This window comes from Nonomuraea longispora, from assembly GCF_004348345.1.
Classification (GTDB): Bacteria; Actinomycetota; Actinomycetes; order Streptosporangiales; family Streptosporangiaceae; genus Nonomuraea; species Nonomuraea longispora.
In genome coordinates, this window is record NZ_SMJZ01000209.1 from 1 (window position 1) to 15986 (window position 15986).

General features: G+C 70.9%; 20 protein-coding genes. 11 read left to right on the forward strand and 9 right to left on the reverse strand.

Translation table 11 applies throughout. The annotated features are described in order from the left end of the window. Window positions 1-1103: alpha/beta fold hydrolase (locus E1267_RS36310; protein WP_132339595.1), on the reverse strand; the 1103-nt coding region annotated here is incomplete at its 3' end. A 25-nt stretch (window positions 1104-1128) separates the two neighbouring features. Between E1267_RS36310 and E1267_RS36315 the strand changes: the two genes are divergently transcribed. The 3 genes from E1267_RS36315 (at window position 1129) to E1267_RS36325 (ending at window position 2982) form a co-directional block, all read left to right on the forward strand. Further along, entirely contained in the window at window positions 1129-2295 is a 1167-nt protein-coding gene (locus E1267_RS36315; protein WP_132339597.1) for a pyridoxal phosphate-dependent aminotransferase, read from the forward strand. Window positions 2296-2392: 97 nt separating this feature from the next. Next, window positions 2393-2596 carry a ribbon-helix-helix protein, CopG family gene (locus E1267_RS36320; protein ID WP_246064479.1) on the forward strand — a complete coding sequence of 68 codons (204 nt, stop codon included), beginning with the start codon at window positions 2393-2395 and terminating at the stop codon, window positions 2594-2596. Further along, window positions 2593-2982, forward strand: a complete 390-nt coding sequence (locus tag E1267_RS36325; RefSeq protein WP_132339599.1) for a type II toxin-antitoxin system death-on-curing family toxin — start codon at window positions 2593-2595, stop codon at window positions 2980-2982. Before E1267_RS36320 ends, E1267_RS36325 begins: the two co-directional genes overlap by 4 nt. Here the strand turns inward: E1267_RS36325 and E1267_RS36330 are convergent. Further along, window positions 2976-4076, reverse strand: coding sequence for an FUSC family protein (locus E1267_RS36330; protein WP_132339601.1), 1101 nt, complete (start codon window positions 4074-4076; stop codon window positions 2976-2978). The two genes, E1267_RS36325 and E1267_RS36330, sit on opposite strands and share 7 nt — an antisense overlap. 121 nt (window positions 4077-4197) lie before the next feature. Further along, complete coding sequence (locus E1267_RS36335) at window positions 4198-4881, reverse strand: alpha/beta fold hydrolase (protein WP_220449842.1); 684 nt, start codon at window positions 4879-4881, stop codon at window positions 4198-4200. 142 nt (window positions 4882-5023) lie between these two features. Between E1267_RS36335 and bar the strand changes: the two genes are divergently transcribed. After that, window positions 5024-6115 carry a barbiturase gene (gene bar, locus E1267_RS36340; protein WP_132339605.1) on the forward strand — a complete coding sequence of 364 codons (1092 nt, stop codon included), beginning with the start codon at window positions 5024-5026 and terminating at the stop codon, window positions 6113-6115. 225 nt (window positions 6116-6340) lie between these two features. Here bar and E1267_RS36345 read toward each other — a convergent pair whose 3' ends face one another. Continuing rightward, window positions 6341-6679: a nucleotidyltransferase family protein gene (locus tag E1267_RS36345; RefSeq protein WP_246064480.1), complete on the reverse strand. Its 339-nt coding sequence runs from the start codon at window positions 6677-6679 to the stop codon at window positions 6341-6343. A gap of 163 nt (window positions 6680-6842) precedes the next feature. Here E1267_RS36345 and E1267_RS36350 point away from each other — a divergent pair, with 163 nt between their 5' ends. Continuing rightward, a complete protein-coding gene (locus E1267_RS36350) occupies window positions 6843-7385 on the forward strand; it encodes an SseB family protein (protein WP_132339607.1) in 543 nt (180 codons plus the stop codon). Window positions 7386-7502: 117 nt separating this feature from the next. On the opposite strand, the gene E1267_RS36355 is transcribed toward E1267_RS36350, so the two are convergent. Next, window positions 7503-8492: a hypothetical protein gene (locus E1267_RS36355; protein ID WP_132339609.1), complete on the reverse strand. Its 990-nt coding sequence runs from the start codon at window positions 8490-8492 to the stop codon at window positions 7503-7505. A 174-nt stretch (window positions 8493-8666) separates the two neighbouring features. Between E1267_RS36355 and E1267_RS36360 the strand changes: the two genes are divergently transcribed. The 6 genes from E1267_RS36360 to E1267_RS36385 are packed head-to-tail and all read left to right on the forward strand — an operon-like array spanning window position 8667 to window position 13238. Continuing rightward, entirely contained in the window at window positions 8667-9251 is a 585-nt protein-coding gene (locus tag E1267_RS36360) for a prepilin peptidase (protein WP_132339611.1), read from the forward strand. 43 nt (window positions 9252-9294) lie between these two features. Beyond that, window positions 9295-10476: a chorismate synthase gene (gene aroC, locus E1267_RS36365; protein WP_132339613.1), complete on the forward strand. Its 1182-nt coding sequence runs from the start codon at window positions 9295-9297 to the stop codon at window positions 10474-10476. Then, window positions 10473-10991 (forward strand): shikimate kinase, encoded by a 519-nt coding sequence (locus tag E1267_RS36370; RefSeq protein ID WP_132339615.1) that lies wholly within the window; start codon window positions 10473-10475, stop codon window positions 10989-10991. Before aroC ends, E1267_RS36370 begins: the two co-directional genes overlap by 4 nt. Next, window positions 10988-12058, forward strand: coding sequence for a 3-dehydroquinate synthase (gene aroB / locus E1267_RS36375; protein ID WP_132339617.1), 1071 nt, complete (start codon window positions 10988-10990; stop codon window positions 12056-12058). The genes E1267_RS36370 and aroB overlap by 4 nt, the downstream gene beginning before the upstream one ends. Then, window positions 12055-12489, forward strand: coding sequence for a type II 3-dehydroquinate dehydratase (gene aroQ / locus E1267_RS36380; protein WP_132339619.1), 435 nt, complete (start codon window positions 12055-12057; stop codon window positions 12487-12489). Before aroB ends, aroQ begins: the two co-directional genes overlap by 4 nt. Then, window positions 12486-13238 (forward strand): SGNH/GDSL hydrolase family protein, encoded by a 753-nt coding sequence (locus E1267_RS36385; protein ID WP_132339621.1) that lies wholly within the window; start codon window positions 12486-12488, stop codon window positions 13236-13238. The genes aroQ and E1267_RS36385 overlap by 4 nt, the downstream gene beginning before the upstream one ends. Window positions 13239-13966: 728 nt before the next feature. Here the strand turns inward: E1267_RS36385 and E1267_RS36390 are convergent. The 4 genes from E1267_RS36390 to E1267_RS45965 all read right to left on the reverse strand — a co-directional run. Further along, complete coding sequence (locus tag E1267_RS36390) at window positions 13967-14287, reverse strand: STAS domain-containing protein (RefSeq protein WP_165959996.1); 321 nt, start codon at window positions 14285-14287, stop codon at window positions 13967-13969. A 570-nt stretch (window positions 14288-14857) separates the two neighbouring features. Next, on the reverse strand, window positions 14858-15136 hold the full coding sequence (locus E1267_RS36395; protein WP_132339625.1) for a hypothetical protein: 279 nt from the start codon (window positions 15134-15136) through the stop codon (window positions 14858-14860). A gap of 77 nt (window positions 15137-15213) precedes the next feature. Beyond that, a complete protein-coding gene (locus tag E1267_RS36400) occupies window positions 15214-15474 on the reverse strand; it encodes a hypothetical protein (protein ID WP_132339627.1) in 261 nt (86 codons plus the stop codon). 214 nt (window positions 15475-15688) lie between these two features. Beyond that, window positions 15689-15986: hypothetical protein (locus E1267_RS45965; protein ID WP_220449843.1), on the reverse strand; the 298-nt coding region annotated here is incomplete at its 5' end.

Below are 15986 nucleotides of genomic sequence, written 5' to 3' on the forward strand. Positions count from 1 at the left end.
GGCTCTGACCTGGGCACCTGCCAAGCATCGCACACCGCTTTATCCGCATTTATGGTGAAAAGTCGGGATTTTGGGGTGAAGGTGTTGAACGGGACCTCGTCCTGGCACTGCACCGCGTGATACAGCCCCCAGACGCGCGCCGCCATCCGCTCGCCCGCGGCGTCGACCAGCGGCCGCAGCAGCTCGTCACGCCCCTCGGCGAGCCCGCCGACCAGCGCGGGCGCCACCGCCGCCACGTCCGCCCCGCGCAGCGCCCCCGACATGATCGCGGCCAGGTCGTCGCCGGTCACCTCGGCCGTGAAAGCCCGCCCGGTCACCGGATCCGTCGTGGGCACCCGGGCCGGGGAGGCGTTCAGCCGGGCCCGCACGGCCGCGAACCGCTCCGCGACCCCCAACCGCGCCAGCGCGCCGCCGAGGTCGCGGTCGGCGCCGTCGTGGCGGGCCACGCCCGGGGGCCGGAACGAGTCGAGCACCATCGAGCGCACGCCGCCCGGGTCGGCCGCGGCCACGGCCGCCATGACCCTGGTCGAATGACCGACCCCGAACAGGTGCCACGCGTCGTACCCGAGCTCCTCGCGCAGGGCCACCACGTCGGCCGCCATCTCCCGCATGCGGTAACCCCGCAGGTCGACGCCCTGCTCCTGAAGCCGTTCGCGGCACCGTACGGCGGCGGCGCCCACATCGGCTGGAGGCCGCCGCAACCGCCCGAGCAGCGCCTGCGCGGTCTCCGGGCAGCCCAGCGAGGGCTCGGAGCGCAGGCCGCCGCGCTGCTCGGCCGTCACCACGTCGCGATCGGGGAACATCGCGCTCAGCACGGCCATCGTCTCCAACGACGCCGACCCCGGCCCTCCGCCCATGAAGACCACCGGATCGTTTCCGCGGTCGCCGCCGCCGGCCACGCGCACGGCGTACGCCACCTTGATCGTGCGGCCCGGCACGTCCCTCCGCTCGGGGACCTCCAGGAAAGCGCAGGTCGTGCGGGGCGGCATGGCGACCGGGCACGGGTGCCGCGCGGCCACTCCGGGCGGCGCGGCGGGGGTCATGCCGGGCGTCATGGAGGGGGTCGCCGTGAGGGCGAGGGCGAGCACGACCCGAGAGATCACGGTACGAGACTAATAGTGTGGGCACGTGACCGAACCACTTGTTTCCAGGATGCGCGCCTTCGGCACGACGATTTTCGCTGAGATGAGCGCGCTGGCCGTGCGGACCGGATCGATCAACCTCGGCCAGGGCTTTCCCGACACCGACGGGCCCGCCGCGATGCTCGACCGCGCGGTCGAGGCGATCGGCGCGGGCGCCAACCAGTACCCACCAGGGCCCGGCGTGCTCGACCTGCGGCAGGCGATCTCCGAGCACCGCGCGGCCCACTACGGCCTCTCCTACGACCCGGCGGGGGAGATCCTGGTCACCGTGGGCGCCACCGAGGCGGTCGCGGCGAGCGTGCTGGCGCTGTGCGAGCCGGGCGACGAGGTGATCGCGTTCGAGCCCTACTACGACTCCTACGCCGCCTCCATCGCGCTGGCCCAGGCCCGGCTGGTGGCCGTGACGATGCGGCCCCGGGACGGCCGCTTCACGTTCGACCCCGACGAGCTGCGCGCCGCCGTCACGCCGCGCACCCGGGCCGTCCTGGTCAACTCACCGCACAACCCCACCGGCACGGTGTTCACCAGGGAAGAGCTGACCGTCATCGCGGAGCTGTGCCAGGAGCGCGGGCTGATCGCCGTGACGGACGAGGTGTACGAGCACCTGACCTTCGACGAGGTCGAGCACATTCCCCTCGCCACGCTGCCCGGCATGCGGGAGCGCACGGTGATGATCTCGTCGGCGGGCAAGACGTTCTCGGTCACCGGCTGGAAGACCGGCTGGGTGTGCGCGCCGCCCGGCCTGGTCACGGCGGTGCAGACGGTCAAGCAGTTCCTGACGTTCACGTCGAGCGCCCCGTGGCAGCTGGCGGTGGCGTACGCGCTGCGGCACGAGCTGGAGTGGGTGGCCGCGCTGCGGGCGGGGCTGCAGGACAAACGCGACCGGCTCATGGAGGGCCTGGCGGCGGCGGGCTTGTCCGTGCTCAAGCCCGCGGGCACCTACTTCGTGCAGACCGACATCCGGCCGCTGGGCTTCGACGACGGCCTGGAGCTGACGCGCCGGCTCCCGGACCTCGCCGGGGTGGTGGCGATCCCGACGCAGGTCTTCTACGACCATCCCGAACGCGGGCGGCACTTCGTACGGTTCGCCTTCTGCAAGAAGGACGAGGTCATCGAAGAGGCGGTGACCCGGCTCAAGCGCCTGTCGTCCTGACGCGCCCACCGTATGTGTCATCGCGCGATTGCACGGGGATGAGATTACGGTATCGCGATGATACCACTCCTCGGCCTGCGAGCCTACGATGAGGGGCATGGCCATGACCCTTCGCCTCAGCGACCAGCAGACCGAAGCCCTCCGCAAGCGCGCGGACGCCGAGGGGCGCAGCATGCAGCAGGTCGTTTTGCGTGCGATTGACGACTATCTGGAGCGAGCCTCGGAAGACGAGATCACCGAGGACCTCGCGCGCAAGGGAGCCGAGCGCTTCTCCGACCTGCTGCGAAGGCTCGGCGAGTGACCCGATACATCAGCCTGGAGCAGGCACTGCGCGTGGCGAGGATCGCGGTGGGCGGCCCGGTCGAGGTGCGGGATCTCGGGCTGATCGAGGCGGCACTCCTGCGGCCGCGCACGTCGCTCTTCGGCTGTGACGCCTACCCCGATGTGCTGGTGAAGGCCGCCGCCCTGCTCCACTCGATCCTCGCCAACCATCCCTTCGTCGACGGCAACAAGCGGACAGGCTGGCTGCTCACCTATGTCTTCCTGACCCGCAACGGCATCGAGCTCGATCCGGCCGATGATGACGAGGCCTACGACCTCGTCATCGCCGTCGCCTCGGGCAAGCTCACCGAGGCCGGCGAGATCGCCGACGTGCTGCGTGCGTTCGTGCCGACGGGTGGTCACTGACCGCGGGGGCCGCCGCCGCTCGGCTCGTCCAGCGGGGTGAGCGCGGCCGTCGCCTCCTCGTTGTCCATCCCCGTCGCCTGCAGCAGATCGACCACCACCGACCGCAGCTGCGCGATGATGACGTGGGCGGAGAACCCGAGCTGCGGGGGCCTCTCCCTGGCCGCGACGGCGAGCAGCGCCTGGCGCGCCAGCGTCGGCTCGCGGCCCGCCCCCAGCTCCAGTTGCAGCAGTAGCGCCGCCTCCGACACCTCCCGCATGGCCTCGGCCAGCGCGGCCGGGGGAGGGCTGACCTCCCCGAGTGAGGCCAGCGTGCGCCTGATCAGCACCCGCGCGTTCCGCAGCGCCAGGTCCACCGGCACGGCCGCGGTCTCGTAGCGGGCCAGCCGGGCCCGCCGGTGCCAGTGCACCGGCGAGATCATGGCGATCTCCTTGCTGGTCTTCAGGGCCGCCTCGAACTCCTCCACGGCCCCTTGCGTGTGGCGCGCCTCCTCCAGTGCCTCGGCGGCCAGGTCCACGTCCCGCTTCTCGATCGCCGCCGCGGCCTCCTCCAGCATCGTCGACAGGGCGTCCAGCACCCCGGAAAGGTGCTTGGCGGCGATCATGAACGGGCTCGCGGGCAGCAGCGCGACCGCCGCGATCCCGATGATGCCGCCGGTGAGCGCGTCGGCCATGCGGTCCAGGCCGCCCACGCCATCGCCGGGAACCAGCGTGGCCACCAGCACGGCCGATGATCCGGCCTGCGCAACGAAGAGCGCCCCGCTGTTGAGCAGTGCCGCTACGGCCATCGCCAGCGCCACCACCAGCGCGAGCTGCCAGGCGCCCGAGCCGATCCAGGACACCAGCAGGTCGCCCACGCCGACGCCCAGGCTGACTCCGACGACCATCTCGATCAGGCGGCGCAGGCGCTGGCCGAGCCCCACGCCGACGCAGATGAGCACCGAGATCGGCGCGAAGATGGGCCGCGGATGGCCGAGCACTTCGATGGCGACGAGCCAGGCGAGCGCGGCGCCGAGCGCGCACTGCGCGATGGACGGCGCCATGAGGCCGAACGTGCTCAGCCGTTCCTTCACATGATCGCTGAGCTTCGTCCGCACCTCTCCACCTTGGCGGATCTTCGGCACAATGTCACGTTTGCCCCGGCCAGGTGTGTTTAGTCGGGAGCCGGCCCGACGATCAGGGAGCCCGTGGTGATCGAGCCGAGCAGCGGCCAGGCGATCAGGAAGCCGCGGCCGCGCCGTTCAGGAATTCGTCCACCGCACGCAGGAACGCGCGGCGCGCGGTGACGTGGATCAGGTGACCCACCTCGATCGTCACCAGCTCGGCCCCCGGGATCAGCGCCGCCACATCCTGCGCGCGAAGGTGGCTCGCCGCCCCGCCCGACACCACCAGCGTCGGCGCCGTGATCCGCGCCAGCCCCTCCCGCCAGGCGGGGTCGGGGGCGACGAGCTGCCGCTCCGTCTGGTGCACCATCCGCCAGTCGAACGCCGTCGACCCGTCCTCCACGATCGGCGGGCGGTTGCCGATCGGGTACGGCTGCGGCGGATCCTCCAGCACCAGCCGCTCCACCCGCTCGGGACGGCCCATGGCCAGCAGGTAGGCCACGATGCCGCCGAGCGAGTGCCCCACCACCGTGGCGCGTTCGATGCCCAGGTCGTCGAGCAGCGCGGCGACGTCGTCGGCCATGGCGGGAACCGCGTATTCGCCGGGACGCTCACTCGCGCCGTGCCCGCGCAGGTCGGGCGCCAGAACGTGATAGCGGGCGGCGAAATGCTGGGTGATGCCGTTCCAGTCGTTGTGGTCGGCGGTGCGTCCATGGAGCAGCAGGAGCGCGGGAGCGGAGGGATCGCCTTCCTCCCGGTAGACGAGCTTGATCCCGTTGACGTGGGCTTCGCGAATCACATGCGCGACCCTACCGCCGCCGCTCAGCGCAGGTTGACATCGTCCGCGGCGTTCCTGGGCAGACATTGACCATGAACCCCGCTGACCGGCTCGGCTAGCGTCGCCAGGACAGGGGGAAAGGACCGGGAAGAAGGGGCTTCGCATGCCGGACCCGATAGAAGTGCGCAAGGTGCCCATCGAGAGCGTCACCGACGCCTCGGGGCTGTCACGGCTCATCGCCGACGGGGTGATCGAAGCCGGCCGGGTGCTCGCCGTCATCGGCAAGACCGAGGGCAACGGCGGCGTCAACGACTACACGCGCATCCTCGCCGACCGGGCCTTCCGCGAGGTGCTCGCCGAACACGGCCATCCGGCGCCGGACAACGTGCCGCTGGTCTGGTCGGGCGGCACCGACGGAGTGCTCAGCCCGCACGCCACCGTCTTCGCCACCACGGCCGACGCGCCCCCTTCCGACGAGCCACGGCTGTCGGTGGGCGTGGCGATGAGCGACGTGATCCTCCCCGAGGACATCGGCAGGCCCGCCATGGTGGAGAAGGTGGCCGCCGGCGTGCGCGAGGCCATGAAGATCGCCGGCATCGACGACCCGCGCGACGTCCACTACGTACAGACCAAGACGCCGCTGCTCACCCTCGCCACCATCACCGACGCCAAGAGCCGCGGCCAGGACACCGCCATCGAGGAGACCGGCCCCTCCATGGACCTGTCCAACTCCACCACCGCCCTCGGCATCGCCGTCGCGCTCGGCGAGATCGACATGCCGAGCGCCGACCAGATCCACAAGGACCTGTCGCTCTACTCGTCGGTGGCCTCCTGCTCGTCGGGCGTGGAACTCGACCGGGCCCAGATCGTGCTGGTGGGGAACGTACGCGGGATCGGCGGCCGTTACCGCATCGGCCACAGCGTCATGAAGGACGCCCTCGACGCCGACGGCATCTGGGAGGCCATCAGGGACTCCGGGCTGCCGCTGCCCGAACGCCCCCGCCCGTCCGACCTCGGCGGGCGGCTGGTGAACGTGTTCATGAAGTGCGAGGCCGACCCCTCAGGGCGGGTGCGCGGGCGGCGCAACATCATGCTGGACGACTCCGACGTGCACTGGCACCGGCAGATCAAGGCGACCGTGGGCGGAGTCGCGGCCTCGGTCACGGGCGACCCGGCCGTCTTCGTCTCCGTGGCCGCCGTCCACCAGGGCCCCTCCGGAGGTGGTCCCGTCGCCGCCATCTCCGTCCATGATTGATGTTCTGTCAGACTTTACGGCTTCGCCGGGCCCAGCCACCCGCGGCAGGTGGCTGAGGGCCCTCCAGGGGAACGCACTCTGACCCTTCACCGGCCGGCCGCCGTCACGGAGCGCACCGCCGGCCCTGCGCCGTGGTTCAACCAGCCCGTGACCGGTCGCCGCGACGTGACCCGGGAATCCGTTCGCGCGGTACGGGGCCGGCGTGGCCGGCCGCGGCCGGTGCCGTCAGGGCCAGGGGAGGGCGGTGAGTTCGGGCCAGTCCCTGGTCCAGCGGGCGACCTTGGCTTCGTACACCTGCCGGGGCGCCTGCCTCGGGTTGGGACGCAGGCGCAGGTCGAAGGCGTCGGCCACGCCGTAGGGGGCGTACAGTCGCCACTCGCCCGCCGGCGTGATCCGGGCGCCCAGCGCGCACGTCGTGGCGGGGAAGGAGGCGATCGCGTCCTCGGTGCTGTCGTACGGCGGGCACGGCACGCCGAACCGCTCCTCGTACCACAGGTGCACCCGGGCCTCGTTGCGGATCTCGACCGGCACGTCGCCGAACACCCGCCGACCGGTGCTGATCACCTCGGGCCGCGGATGACCATGCCCACGCCGGCGGTACTCCGCGCTTCCTCGCCTGCCCCGAACAGGCCCGGTACCTGCTCGAACCGTGCGAGCTGACAGGCATGCCGAGCGGCACCGTCCACCCGATCCTCGCCAGGCTCCAGCGCGGGTAGTCTCGGGGGTTGTGCCGAGCATTCCGCAACCTCTGGACCCCCACGACGACGGTGGCGCCGCTCCCGCCGTCGCCGCCGCCCTGGCCGCCTACGAGGCCGGCACGGTCGGCGACGCCGAGGTCCTGGCCGCGCTGAGTGGCGCCAGGCTGCTCGTGCCCGTGGTCGCCCTGCTGGCCGAGAGCGAGGTCGGCGCGCACGGGCTGCGGCAGGAGAAGGAGAGCGAGATGGCCCTCCCCAAGCTCGTCGGGCAGGACGGCAGGCACGCGGTGCTCGCGTTCACCGGCGCCGGCGCGCTGGCCAGGTGGCGTCCGGACGCCCGCCCCATCCAGGCCACCGCGCTCCAGGTCTGCCAGGCCGCCGTGCAGGAACGGGCGGCGGCGGTCGTGGTGGACGTCGCCGGTCCTGTGCAGTTCGTGATCGAGGGGGAGACGCTGGCGGCGCTCGCGGCGGTCGAGTCCGGCACCGTGGGCGAGCTCAGCGGCGTCACCGTCGCCCGGGTGGAGCCGCCCCGCAGGCGTCGCCGCTTCCCGTGGGGGCGCAGGTCCTCCCCATGACCTCCCCATGACCTCCCCATAGGTGACGAACGCCCTCCACGCGTCGTCCGGCACGCGGATCCGGCTCCGGGCACGTCACCCGTTCTACGCCATGCGGGACGGCTGATTCGTCACCCGTCAGGAGCCCGACTCCGGCCACGCCTGGTCTTTCCTGAGCGCGCGCACGTTCCCGCCCGGCTCGGGCCGTCTGCGCTGGTTGATGGGCGGCAACGTGAAGTGCCCGCGGATCATGTCGACGAGCTTGGCCATCTTGTCGTCGGCCTCACCGACCTTGCGCTGGTCGAGCGTGACGCCCACGACGTAGCGGCCGTGGTCGACCCAGTAGTGGAACAGCGCGCCGCGCTCCACGTCCAGCACGGTCCTGATCACCGTGCCGCTTTCCAGCAGCTTGAGGTGCGTGTCGAGCCGCTGCCCGATCCACTCGAGCTGGCGGCCCAGCTTGAGGTAGGACAGCCTGCGTTCCTCGGCCGACGTCTCGTGGAAGAAGTGCTGCAGGTCGCCGTCGTCGAGCACGTCGCTGTAGAAGGCGCAGCCGCCGGGGCCGAAGAAGGCCACGAAGTGCAGGTCGTCCTGGTCGATCAGGGAGACGCAGCTCGCGAGCGCCTTCTCCAGCGCCGCGCTGATCTCCGGCTGGGTGCGGATCAGGATCTCCGACTCGCCGATCACCTTGCGCTTGGTCGTGGTGGGCGACGGGCCCGCCGTCGCCTCCAGGTGCGGCACGTACAGGCCTCGCCGGAACAGCACCAGCAGGTACGTCCCGGTCAGCAGGGTGAACGCGGCGATCCCGGTCATCGACAGGCCGAGCAGTTCGCCGGGCATGTGCCCGTTCCACAGGACCGGCCCGAACCCCGCCGCGAACCCCAGCACGATTCCCCCGGCCGCCATCACGGTCATGGCCGTGACCAGCATGGTCGGGAGCCGTCCGCGCAGCCTGCCGGCGACCAGAGCGATCAGGGCCATTCCCGTCACCACGGAGACCACGGTGACCGCGCGGGCGACGTCGTACTCCTCGCCCTCGATGTACCAGGCCAGCATTTCGAGCAGGACAGGGATGAGTACGAAAGTTGCGATGACCACCGCGAACCTGACGAACCGATCTCTGTCCACGCCGGAAGTGTCCGTGATCGGCTGGCCGGCCGCAAGGGCCGGACCGCCATCCATGCCGGCGAACCGGATCCCGCGACACTCCGCCGGGGCGGGCCTCGCGAAGCGGCGATCGGTGGTGCGGCCTGGGTCCGCGATCGGCCCGCGGGGGCGGGGCGGGCGGTTTAGGGTCTGTGCGTGGTCGCACTCATGGCGCTGCTCGGACTCCTGTGCGGACGCGCCATCCGGGCACTGGCCGACGCCTATGACGACGATGTCACCCCCGCGCCCCCATGGCCGCCGGCCATCGAGGTGGTGTGCGCCGCCGTCACCGCGCTCGTCGCGTGGCGGGTGGGGCTGCCGTACACGCTTTTCGCCGTGATCGGGGTGGCCCTGGCGGTGGTCGACTGGCGTACCAGCCTGCTGCCCGACGCGATCACGCTTCCGGCGTACCCGGTCATGGCGCTGGCGCTGCTGCCGACGGGGGAGCTGCCGGCGGCGCTGGCCGGCGGGGCGGCGCTGGCGCTGGTGTACGGCGTGCTCTGGTTCGCCAGGCCGTACGCGATGGGGCTGGGAGATGTGAAGCTGGCCGGGCTCATCGGCATGACGAGCGCGGCGCTGGGCTGGCAGGCGCTGGTCGTCGCCGCCTTTGCCGGGCAGGTGCTGGGAGCGCTGTACGCCGTCGCCCTCCTGGTGACGAAGCGCGGGACCCGGGACACCGAGTTCCCTTTCGGTCCGTTCATGCTGCTAGGCGCGTTGAGCGTGCTATGTCTCGGTTGGTGAACGCCGGTCAGGCCACTGGGCCGCACATGGAAGACTTGGAGTCATGTTGCGCTGGTTGACCGCCGGAGAATCCCACGGGCCCGAACTCGTCGCCGTCCTCGAAGGCCTGCCTGCCGGTGTCGAGGTGACCACGGCCGCCCTCGACGAGGCCCTGCGCCGCCGCAGGCTCGGTTACGGCCGGGGCGCGCGGATGAAGTTCGAGCAGGACCAGGTGACGATCGTGGGCGGCGTGCGTCACGGGCGCACGATGGGCAGCCCCGTCGCCATCCGCATCGGCAACACCGAGTGGCCGAAATGGGAGAAGGTCATGGCGGCCGACCCGGTCGACCCGGCCGAGCTGGAGGGTCTGGCCCGCAACGCCCCGAGGTCCCGCCCCCGTCCCGGGCACGCCGACCTGGCCGGCATGCAGAAATACGGCTTCGACGACGCCAGGCAGGTGCTCGACAGGGCCAGCGCCCGCGAGACCGCGGCTCGCGTCGCGCTCGGCGAGGTCGCCAGGCGCTTCCTCAAGCAGGCGCTCGGCGTCGACATCGTCAGCCACGTCACCTCCATCGGCGGGGCCGGGACCCCGGCCGAGACGCTGCCAGGGCCGGGCGACCAGGCCCGCATCGACGACGACCCGGTCAGGTGCGCCGACCCCGAGGGCAGCGCCGCGATGGTCGCCGTGATCGACAAGGCGCACAAAGACGGCGACACGCTCGGCGGCGTCGTGGAGGTGCTGGCCTACGGCCTGCCTCCGGGCCTCGGCAGCTACACCCACTGGGACCGCAGGCTCGACTCCCGGCTGGCCGGGGCGCTCATGGGCATCCAGGCCATCAAGGGCGTCGCGGTGGGCGACGGCTTCGAGACCGCCATGCGGCCCGGCTCGCGCGCCCACGACGAGATCGAATACACCGCGGACGACGGCGTCAGGCGCGTCACCAACCGCGCGGGAGGCGTCGAGGGCGGCATGACCAATGGCGAGGTCCTGCGCGTCAGCGCCGCGATGAAGCCGATCTCCACGGTGCCCAGGGCCCTGGCCACCATCGACGTCAAGACCGGCGAGGCGGCCAAGGCCCACCACGAGCGCTCCGACGTGTGCGCCGTGCCGGCCGCGGGCGTCGTCGCCGAGGCGATGGTCGCGCTGACGCTGGCCGACACGGCGCTCGAGAAGTTCGGCGGCGACTCCGTCGAGGAGGTCGCGCGCAACCTGTCCGGCTACCTCTCTTCCATGGTGATCAAATGAGCGCAAAGCCACCGGCGAGCATCGTCGTGCTGATCGGCCCTCCCGGGTCGGGCAAGACCACGATCGGGCGGCTGCTGGCCGAGCGGCTCGGTGTCGGGTTCCGCGACACCGACGCCGACGTCGAAGCCGTGGCGGGCAAACCCGTCTCCGACATCTTCGTCGAGGACGGCGAGGCCCGCTTCCGCGAGCTGGAGCATCAGGCCGTGCGCGAGGCGCTGGCCGAGCACGACGGCATCCTGTCCCTGGGCGGCGGCGCCGTGCTCAACGAGGAGACCCAGGGCCTGCTCGACGGCCACCACGTGGTCTACCTTCAGGTGGGGCTCTCCGACGCGGTGCAACGGGTCGGGCTCGGCTCGGCCAGGCCGCTGCTCGTGCTCAACCCGCGCAGCCAGCTGAAGAAGCTCATGGAGGAGCGGCGGCCGGTCTACGAGCGGCTGGCCGTGACCACCGTGGTCACCGACAAACGAGAGCCGGCCGAGCTCGCCGACGAGATCGTGAGAGGGCTGCCCGCATGAGCGCGACGCGCATCCACGTACACGGCGACAGCCCCTACGACGTCGTGGTCGGCACCGGCGTGCAGGACGAGCTGACGACACTGCTCAAACCGGGCGCGCGCACCGTCGCGGTCATCCGCCCAGAAAGCCTGCCCGATCTGGCCAAGCCGGTCACCGCTGCCTTGTCGCAACGCGGCTACGAGGTGGCCGACCTGCCCGTGCCCGACGGCGAGCAGGCCAAGTCCGTCGACGTGGCCGCCCGCCTGTGGTCCGCGCTCGCCCGGCACGGCGTGACCCGCTCCGACGCCGTGGTCGGCGTGGGCGGGGGAGCGACCACCGACCTGGCCGGGTTCGTGGCGGGCACGTGGCTGCGCGGCGTGCAGGTCGTCCTCGTGCCCACGACACTGCTGGCCATGGTCGACGCGGCCGTCGGCGGCAAGAACGGCATCGACACCCCCGAGGGCAAGAACCTCGTCGGCACGTTCCTTCCACCGGCCGGAGTGTTGTGCGAGCTGTCCACGCTGGCCGGCATGCCCAGAGCCGACTACGTCGCCGGCCTCGCCGAGATCATCAAGGGCGGCTTCATCGCCGACCCCGCCATTCTCACGCTCGTCGAGTCCGATCCGGAGGCCGCCACCACGCCCGGCGGCCCCCACACCCGCGAGCTCATCGAGCGCAAGATCCAGGTCAAGGCCGACGTCGTGGGGGCCGACCTGCGCGAGTCCGGCCTGCGCGAGATCCTCAACTACGGCCACACGCTCGCCCACGCCATCGAGCGCGAGGAGCACTACACCATCCGCCACGGCGAAGCCGTCGCCATCGGCATGGTCTACGCCGCCGAGTTGTCACGGCTCTCCGGACGCTTCGACGTCGTCGAACGCACCAGGTCGATCCTCACGAGCGTCGGCCTGCCCGTCTCCTACCACGCGGGCGCCTGGTCCCGGCTGCGCGACCACATGCGCCTGGACAAGAAGAACCGCGGAGCGAAGCAGCGCTTCGTCGTGCTCGACGGGCCGGCGCGGCCCGGCCGCCTCGAAGACCCCGCAGAAGAGCTGCTCGAAGCCGCCTACAAGGAGATCTCCGCATGATCCTCGTGCTCAACGGCCCCAACCTGGGCCGGCTCGGCGTCCGCGAGCCCGACGTCTACGGCGCCGAGACGTTCGAGGACCTCGCCACCCTCTGCCGCGACACCGGCCGCAAACTCGGCGAACACGTCGAAGTGCGGCAGACCGACGACGAGGCCGAGCTGATCGGCTGGATCCACGAGGCCTGCGACGGCCGCATCCCCGTCGTGCTCAACCCCGCCGCCTTCACCCACTACTCCTACGCCCTGCGCGACGCCATCGCCCAGCGCACCGCCCCGCTCGTGGAGGTGCACATCTCCAACCCCGCGGCCAGGGAAGGGTTTCGCCATACCTCCGTCGTCGCCGGGGTGGCGACGGGCACGATCGCGGGCTTCGGGCTACAGTCATACGTCCTTGCGCTGCACGCTATCGCGGAGATGAAGACGACCTCATGAGGCACTACAAGTCCTTCGTCGCTCTCGGCGACAGTTTCACCGAAGGGCTGAACGATTCCGGGCCGGACGGCCACTACCGTGGCTGGGCCGACCGGGTGGCCGAACGGCTCGCCACCGACAACCCCGGCTTCCGCTACGCCAACCTGGCCGTGCGCGGCAAACTGATCGGCCAGATCGTCGCCGAGCAGGTGCCGCTGGCCGTGGAGATGGCGCCCGACCTGGTCAGCTTCTGCGCGGGAGGCAACGACCTGCTCAGGCCCGGCAGCGACCCCGACGTGATGGCCAAGCAGGTCGCGCGGGCCGTACGCGACCTTCGGGCCGGGGGCGCCGACGTGCTGCTGTTCACTGGCGTCGACCCGCGCGACACCCCGGTGATGCGCCGCCTGCGCGGCCGCTTCGCCATCTTCTACCTGCACCTGCGCTCCATCGCCGACCTCTACGGGTGCCGGCTCGTCGACCAGTGGTCGATGCAGGGGCTGCGCGACTGGCGGGCGTGGAGCGCCGACCGCCTCCACCTGAACGAGGACGGACACCGGCTGGTCGCCGCGAGGGTGCTCGACGTGCTGGGCGTGCCGTTCGACGACTGGCGCAAGGGCTGGCCGGAGCGCGCGGTCGACCCCCGGGCGCGCCGGCGCGAGGACGCCCAGTGGATGCGCGAACACCTGGTGCCCTGGGTCTCCCGCCGCCTGCGGGGCGTCTCCTCGGGCGATGGCGTTCTTCCCAAGCGTCCGGATCTTTCTCCTTTTTAGCCTTACGGCTGCGTCGGGGTCGGCCACCCGCCGTGGATGGCCGATGGCCCTCCAGGGAGTGCCACGGTTTATGGGTGATCAGGGGGCTGACCTGTGCTTTGAGGCTGCTACGGGGTAATTGTCGGCTGGTTGGCCCGTGGGCTGCGTTTTCGCTGGCGTTTTCGCTGGTCACAGGCTTGGGGGGAGATCGGTTTTCCCGTCAGGGCTGCTTCGATCTTCGCGTGGTCGCGTCTTCCCCGGTGTCGATCCAGTGGACGTGGACGGCCATCAGGGTTTGGACGGAGTGGCCGAGCCTGCGCGCTACCTGGGCTGCGTCTACGCTCGCCAGGATGAGCATGGAGGCGTTGAAGTGGCGAAGGTCGTGGGACGCCGCGCGACGTGTGAAGCGCGCTCAGCCTCGCTCAGGGCCGTTTTGCGGGCACGTCGCCGTCCGTCCTGGTAGTGGCGGGCGCGGAAGTAGCCTTGATCGGGTCCGTTGTAGGACAGTCTGCCGTCCGCAGCGGGCGGGAACTCGTTGAGGTAGGCCCGCAGGAGGGCGACGAGTTCGGGCGGGATCGGGACGATGCGCACGGCCGTTGCGCCCGGTGTTTGAGTCCCTTCTTCTCGTGTCCTTCGCGGTGTCGGTCCACAGCGTGCCTACTCACGCGAGCCACGCCACCGGCGACCCTCGTGCACCGACCCGCCGCGTGTGGTGAGCGACCCCAGCTAACTGGCGGCACTGACTGGCGCTACACGATGATGAAGGCGCGACTCAAGCCCGACAGGTCCAGGACGCGGCGGACCCTGCCGTTTACATGAGCCAGCTCCATGCGCCCACCCGTCCTGGTCACCCTGCCCTGCACCTCCAGCAGCGCTTCCAGGCCATGCGAGTCACAGAACCTCACGCCGCTCATGTCTACGAGCAGGTTGACCGGCAACCCTCCGGCAAGCGCAGCACCGACAGCGTTGAGCAGGCAGGGGCTCGTAGACACATCGAGTTCACCCCTCAAGGTCAACACCAGACCGTTTCGACGCTGCGCCATCTGAGCGGAAAAAGTCACCACGATCACCTGTAAAGTAGACGATCGGTCCCCGTACCCCTTCCACAGTACGCCTGTGATCTGCGACAACTCGCGCCGTGCCATCAGCTCGGCATGCCCGGAACGAGATCGGGCACATGCCCCCGCGCCCCTTCGTGCGCCCCTTCGCCTGTGTGATGAGCTTCCCTACTAGATCAAGCCCGCCCGGCCGAGCCGGGCGGAAACACCCGCTCGCGCATCGCTCCGCTCGCGCACAGGCCGCATTGCTCCGCTCGTGGCCAAAAGCCAACCCCTCGCGAACGTGCCAGACCGTAACAGGGCCCCCGCCAGCCGGTACCGGTCCTAGACGGTCCCGGCATCGGGGACGCGCCGGGCCGGATCGCCATCGGGACTGCGCGCGGCGCTGGAGCGCCGTGCTCGCCCTCGCCGCCCGGACGGCACGCCCCTCGCCGGAACCGCCGAACCAGCCCGAACCCGCCGACACTCGACCGCCCCACTCGACCCGGCGCATCTCCCACCGTCTCCCACCGTCTCCCACCGTCGACCATGCGCCCACGCCCGCGACCCGACCAGCACGTGACCCCGTGCCCGGCACCCCGCCTAGACCCGCATGACCACACCCTTACGCACCTGCTGCGGAGTTCCCGGCGAAACGGACGCCGCACGCCTGCCCTGACCGGCCTTCCCGGCAAGCTCCCTCATAGCCTCCGCCACACTCCCCGCCTCCACCTCCTCACCGTCGATCGTGAGCTGATAGAACTCCCTGCGCAGCCCGTTGACGGGCAGATAAAGCACGTACCTCAGAACCCGGGAATCCTTCACCACGGTCATCGAGTAGACCCGGCCCCGCACCGCCCACTCCGGGCTGACACCCGTCATCCGCAAGCACCTCAGCCCCAGCGCCCGGATCAGGTGAGGCAACTGCGCGCCGCCGCCTGCACTCCCGTCCTGCGCCTTCACCGGTACCCCCCGGCTCCCTTGCGCCGCCGCCTGCGCACCCCTTCGACCCGGCCCTTATGCGACAGGTGCCAGTGGTCGGCGAACCGGCACCTGTACACCATGATCGGCACGTAGCCTAAGCTCTGCTTCACCGGATCCGGGTTGGCCTGGATCTTGCGCAGGCACCGTAACGCCTCCTCCTGCGAGGCGTACGACCATTTCCCCGTCTTACCGCACCGCCTTCCCGGCTGCCCTTCTCCGACCTCAAAGATGTCCACCCAGTTCCCTTTCTCTCATCGCAACATGACCTGACCCCGGCCGCCCCTGCGCAAAACGGTCAACGACTCTGGGACACCGCCGGGACTCCTCCCGGCTAACACCGAAAGAGCCGCTCTCGAAAAGGGGCTACGGGCGCACTCCGCAGCCACACCATGACGCAGCCTCGTCCCTGCATCAGACGGCGCGGAGCACCCCCTTTTTCGAGAGCGGCACCTACACCCCTGCCCGAGCCGTCCCCCCGATCGAATCCCCCGGCAGAGATGGCTTCCGAACCTCTTCGCGCCAGGCACCTACCCACTCATGACCCACACGCGCGAACACCTCATCACCCACCGCAGCCACGAAGCGATCCCACACACGTCGCGGAACCCACAACGACTTGACCCGCCAGCCCACCGGCCGCTCACCCACCGCCAACCGCTCATCGATCTCGAAACACACCCAACCCCGGCGCTCCTCCACCTGCTCCGGCCGGTACACCCCCGACCCCACCGCCACCACGAAATCCACC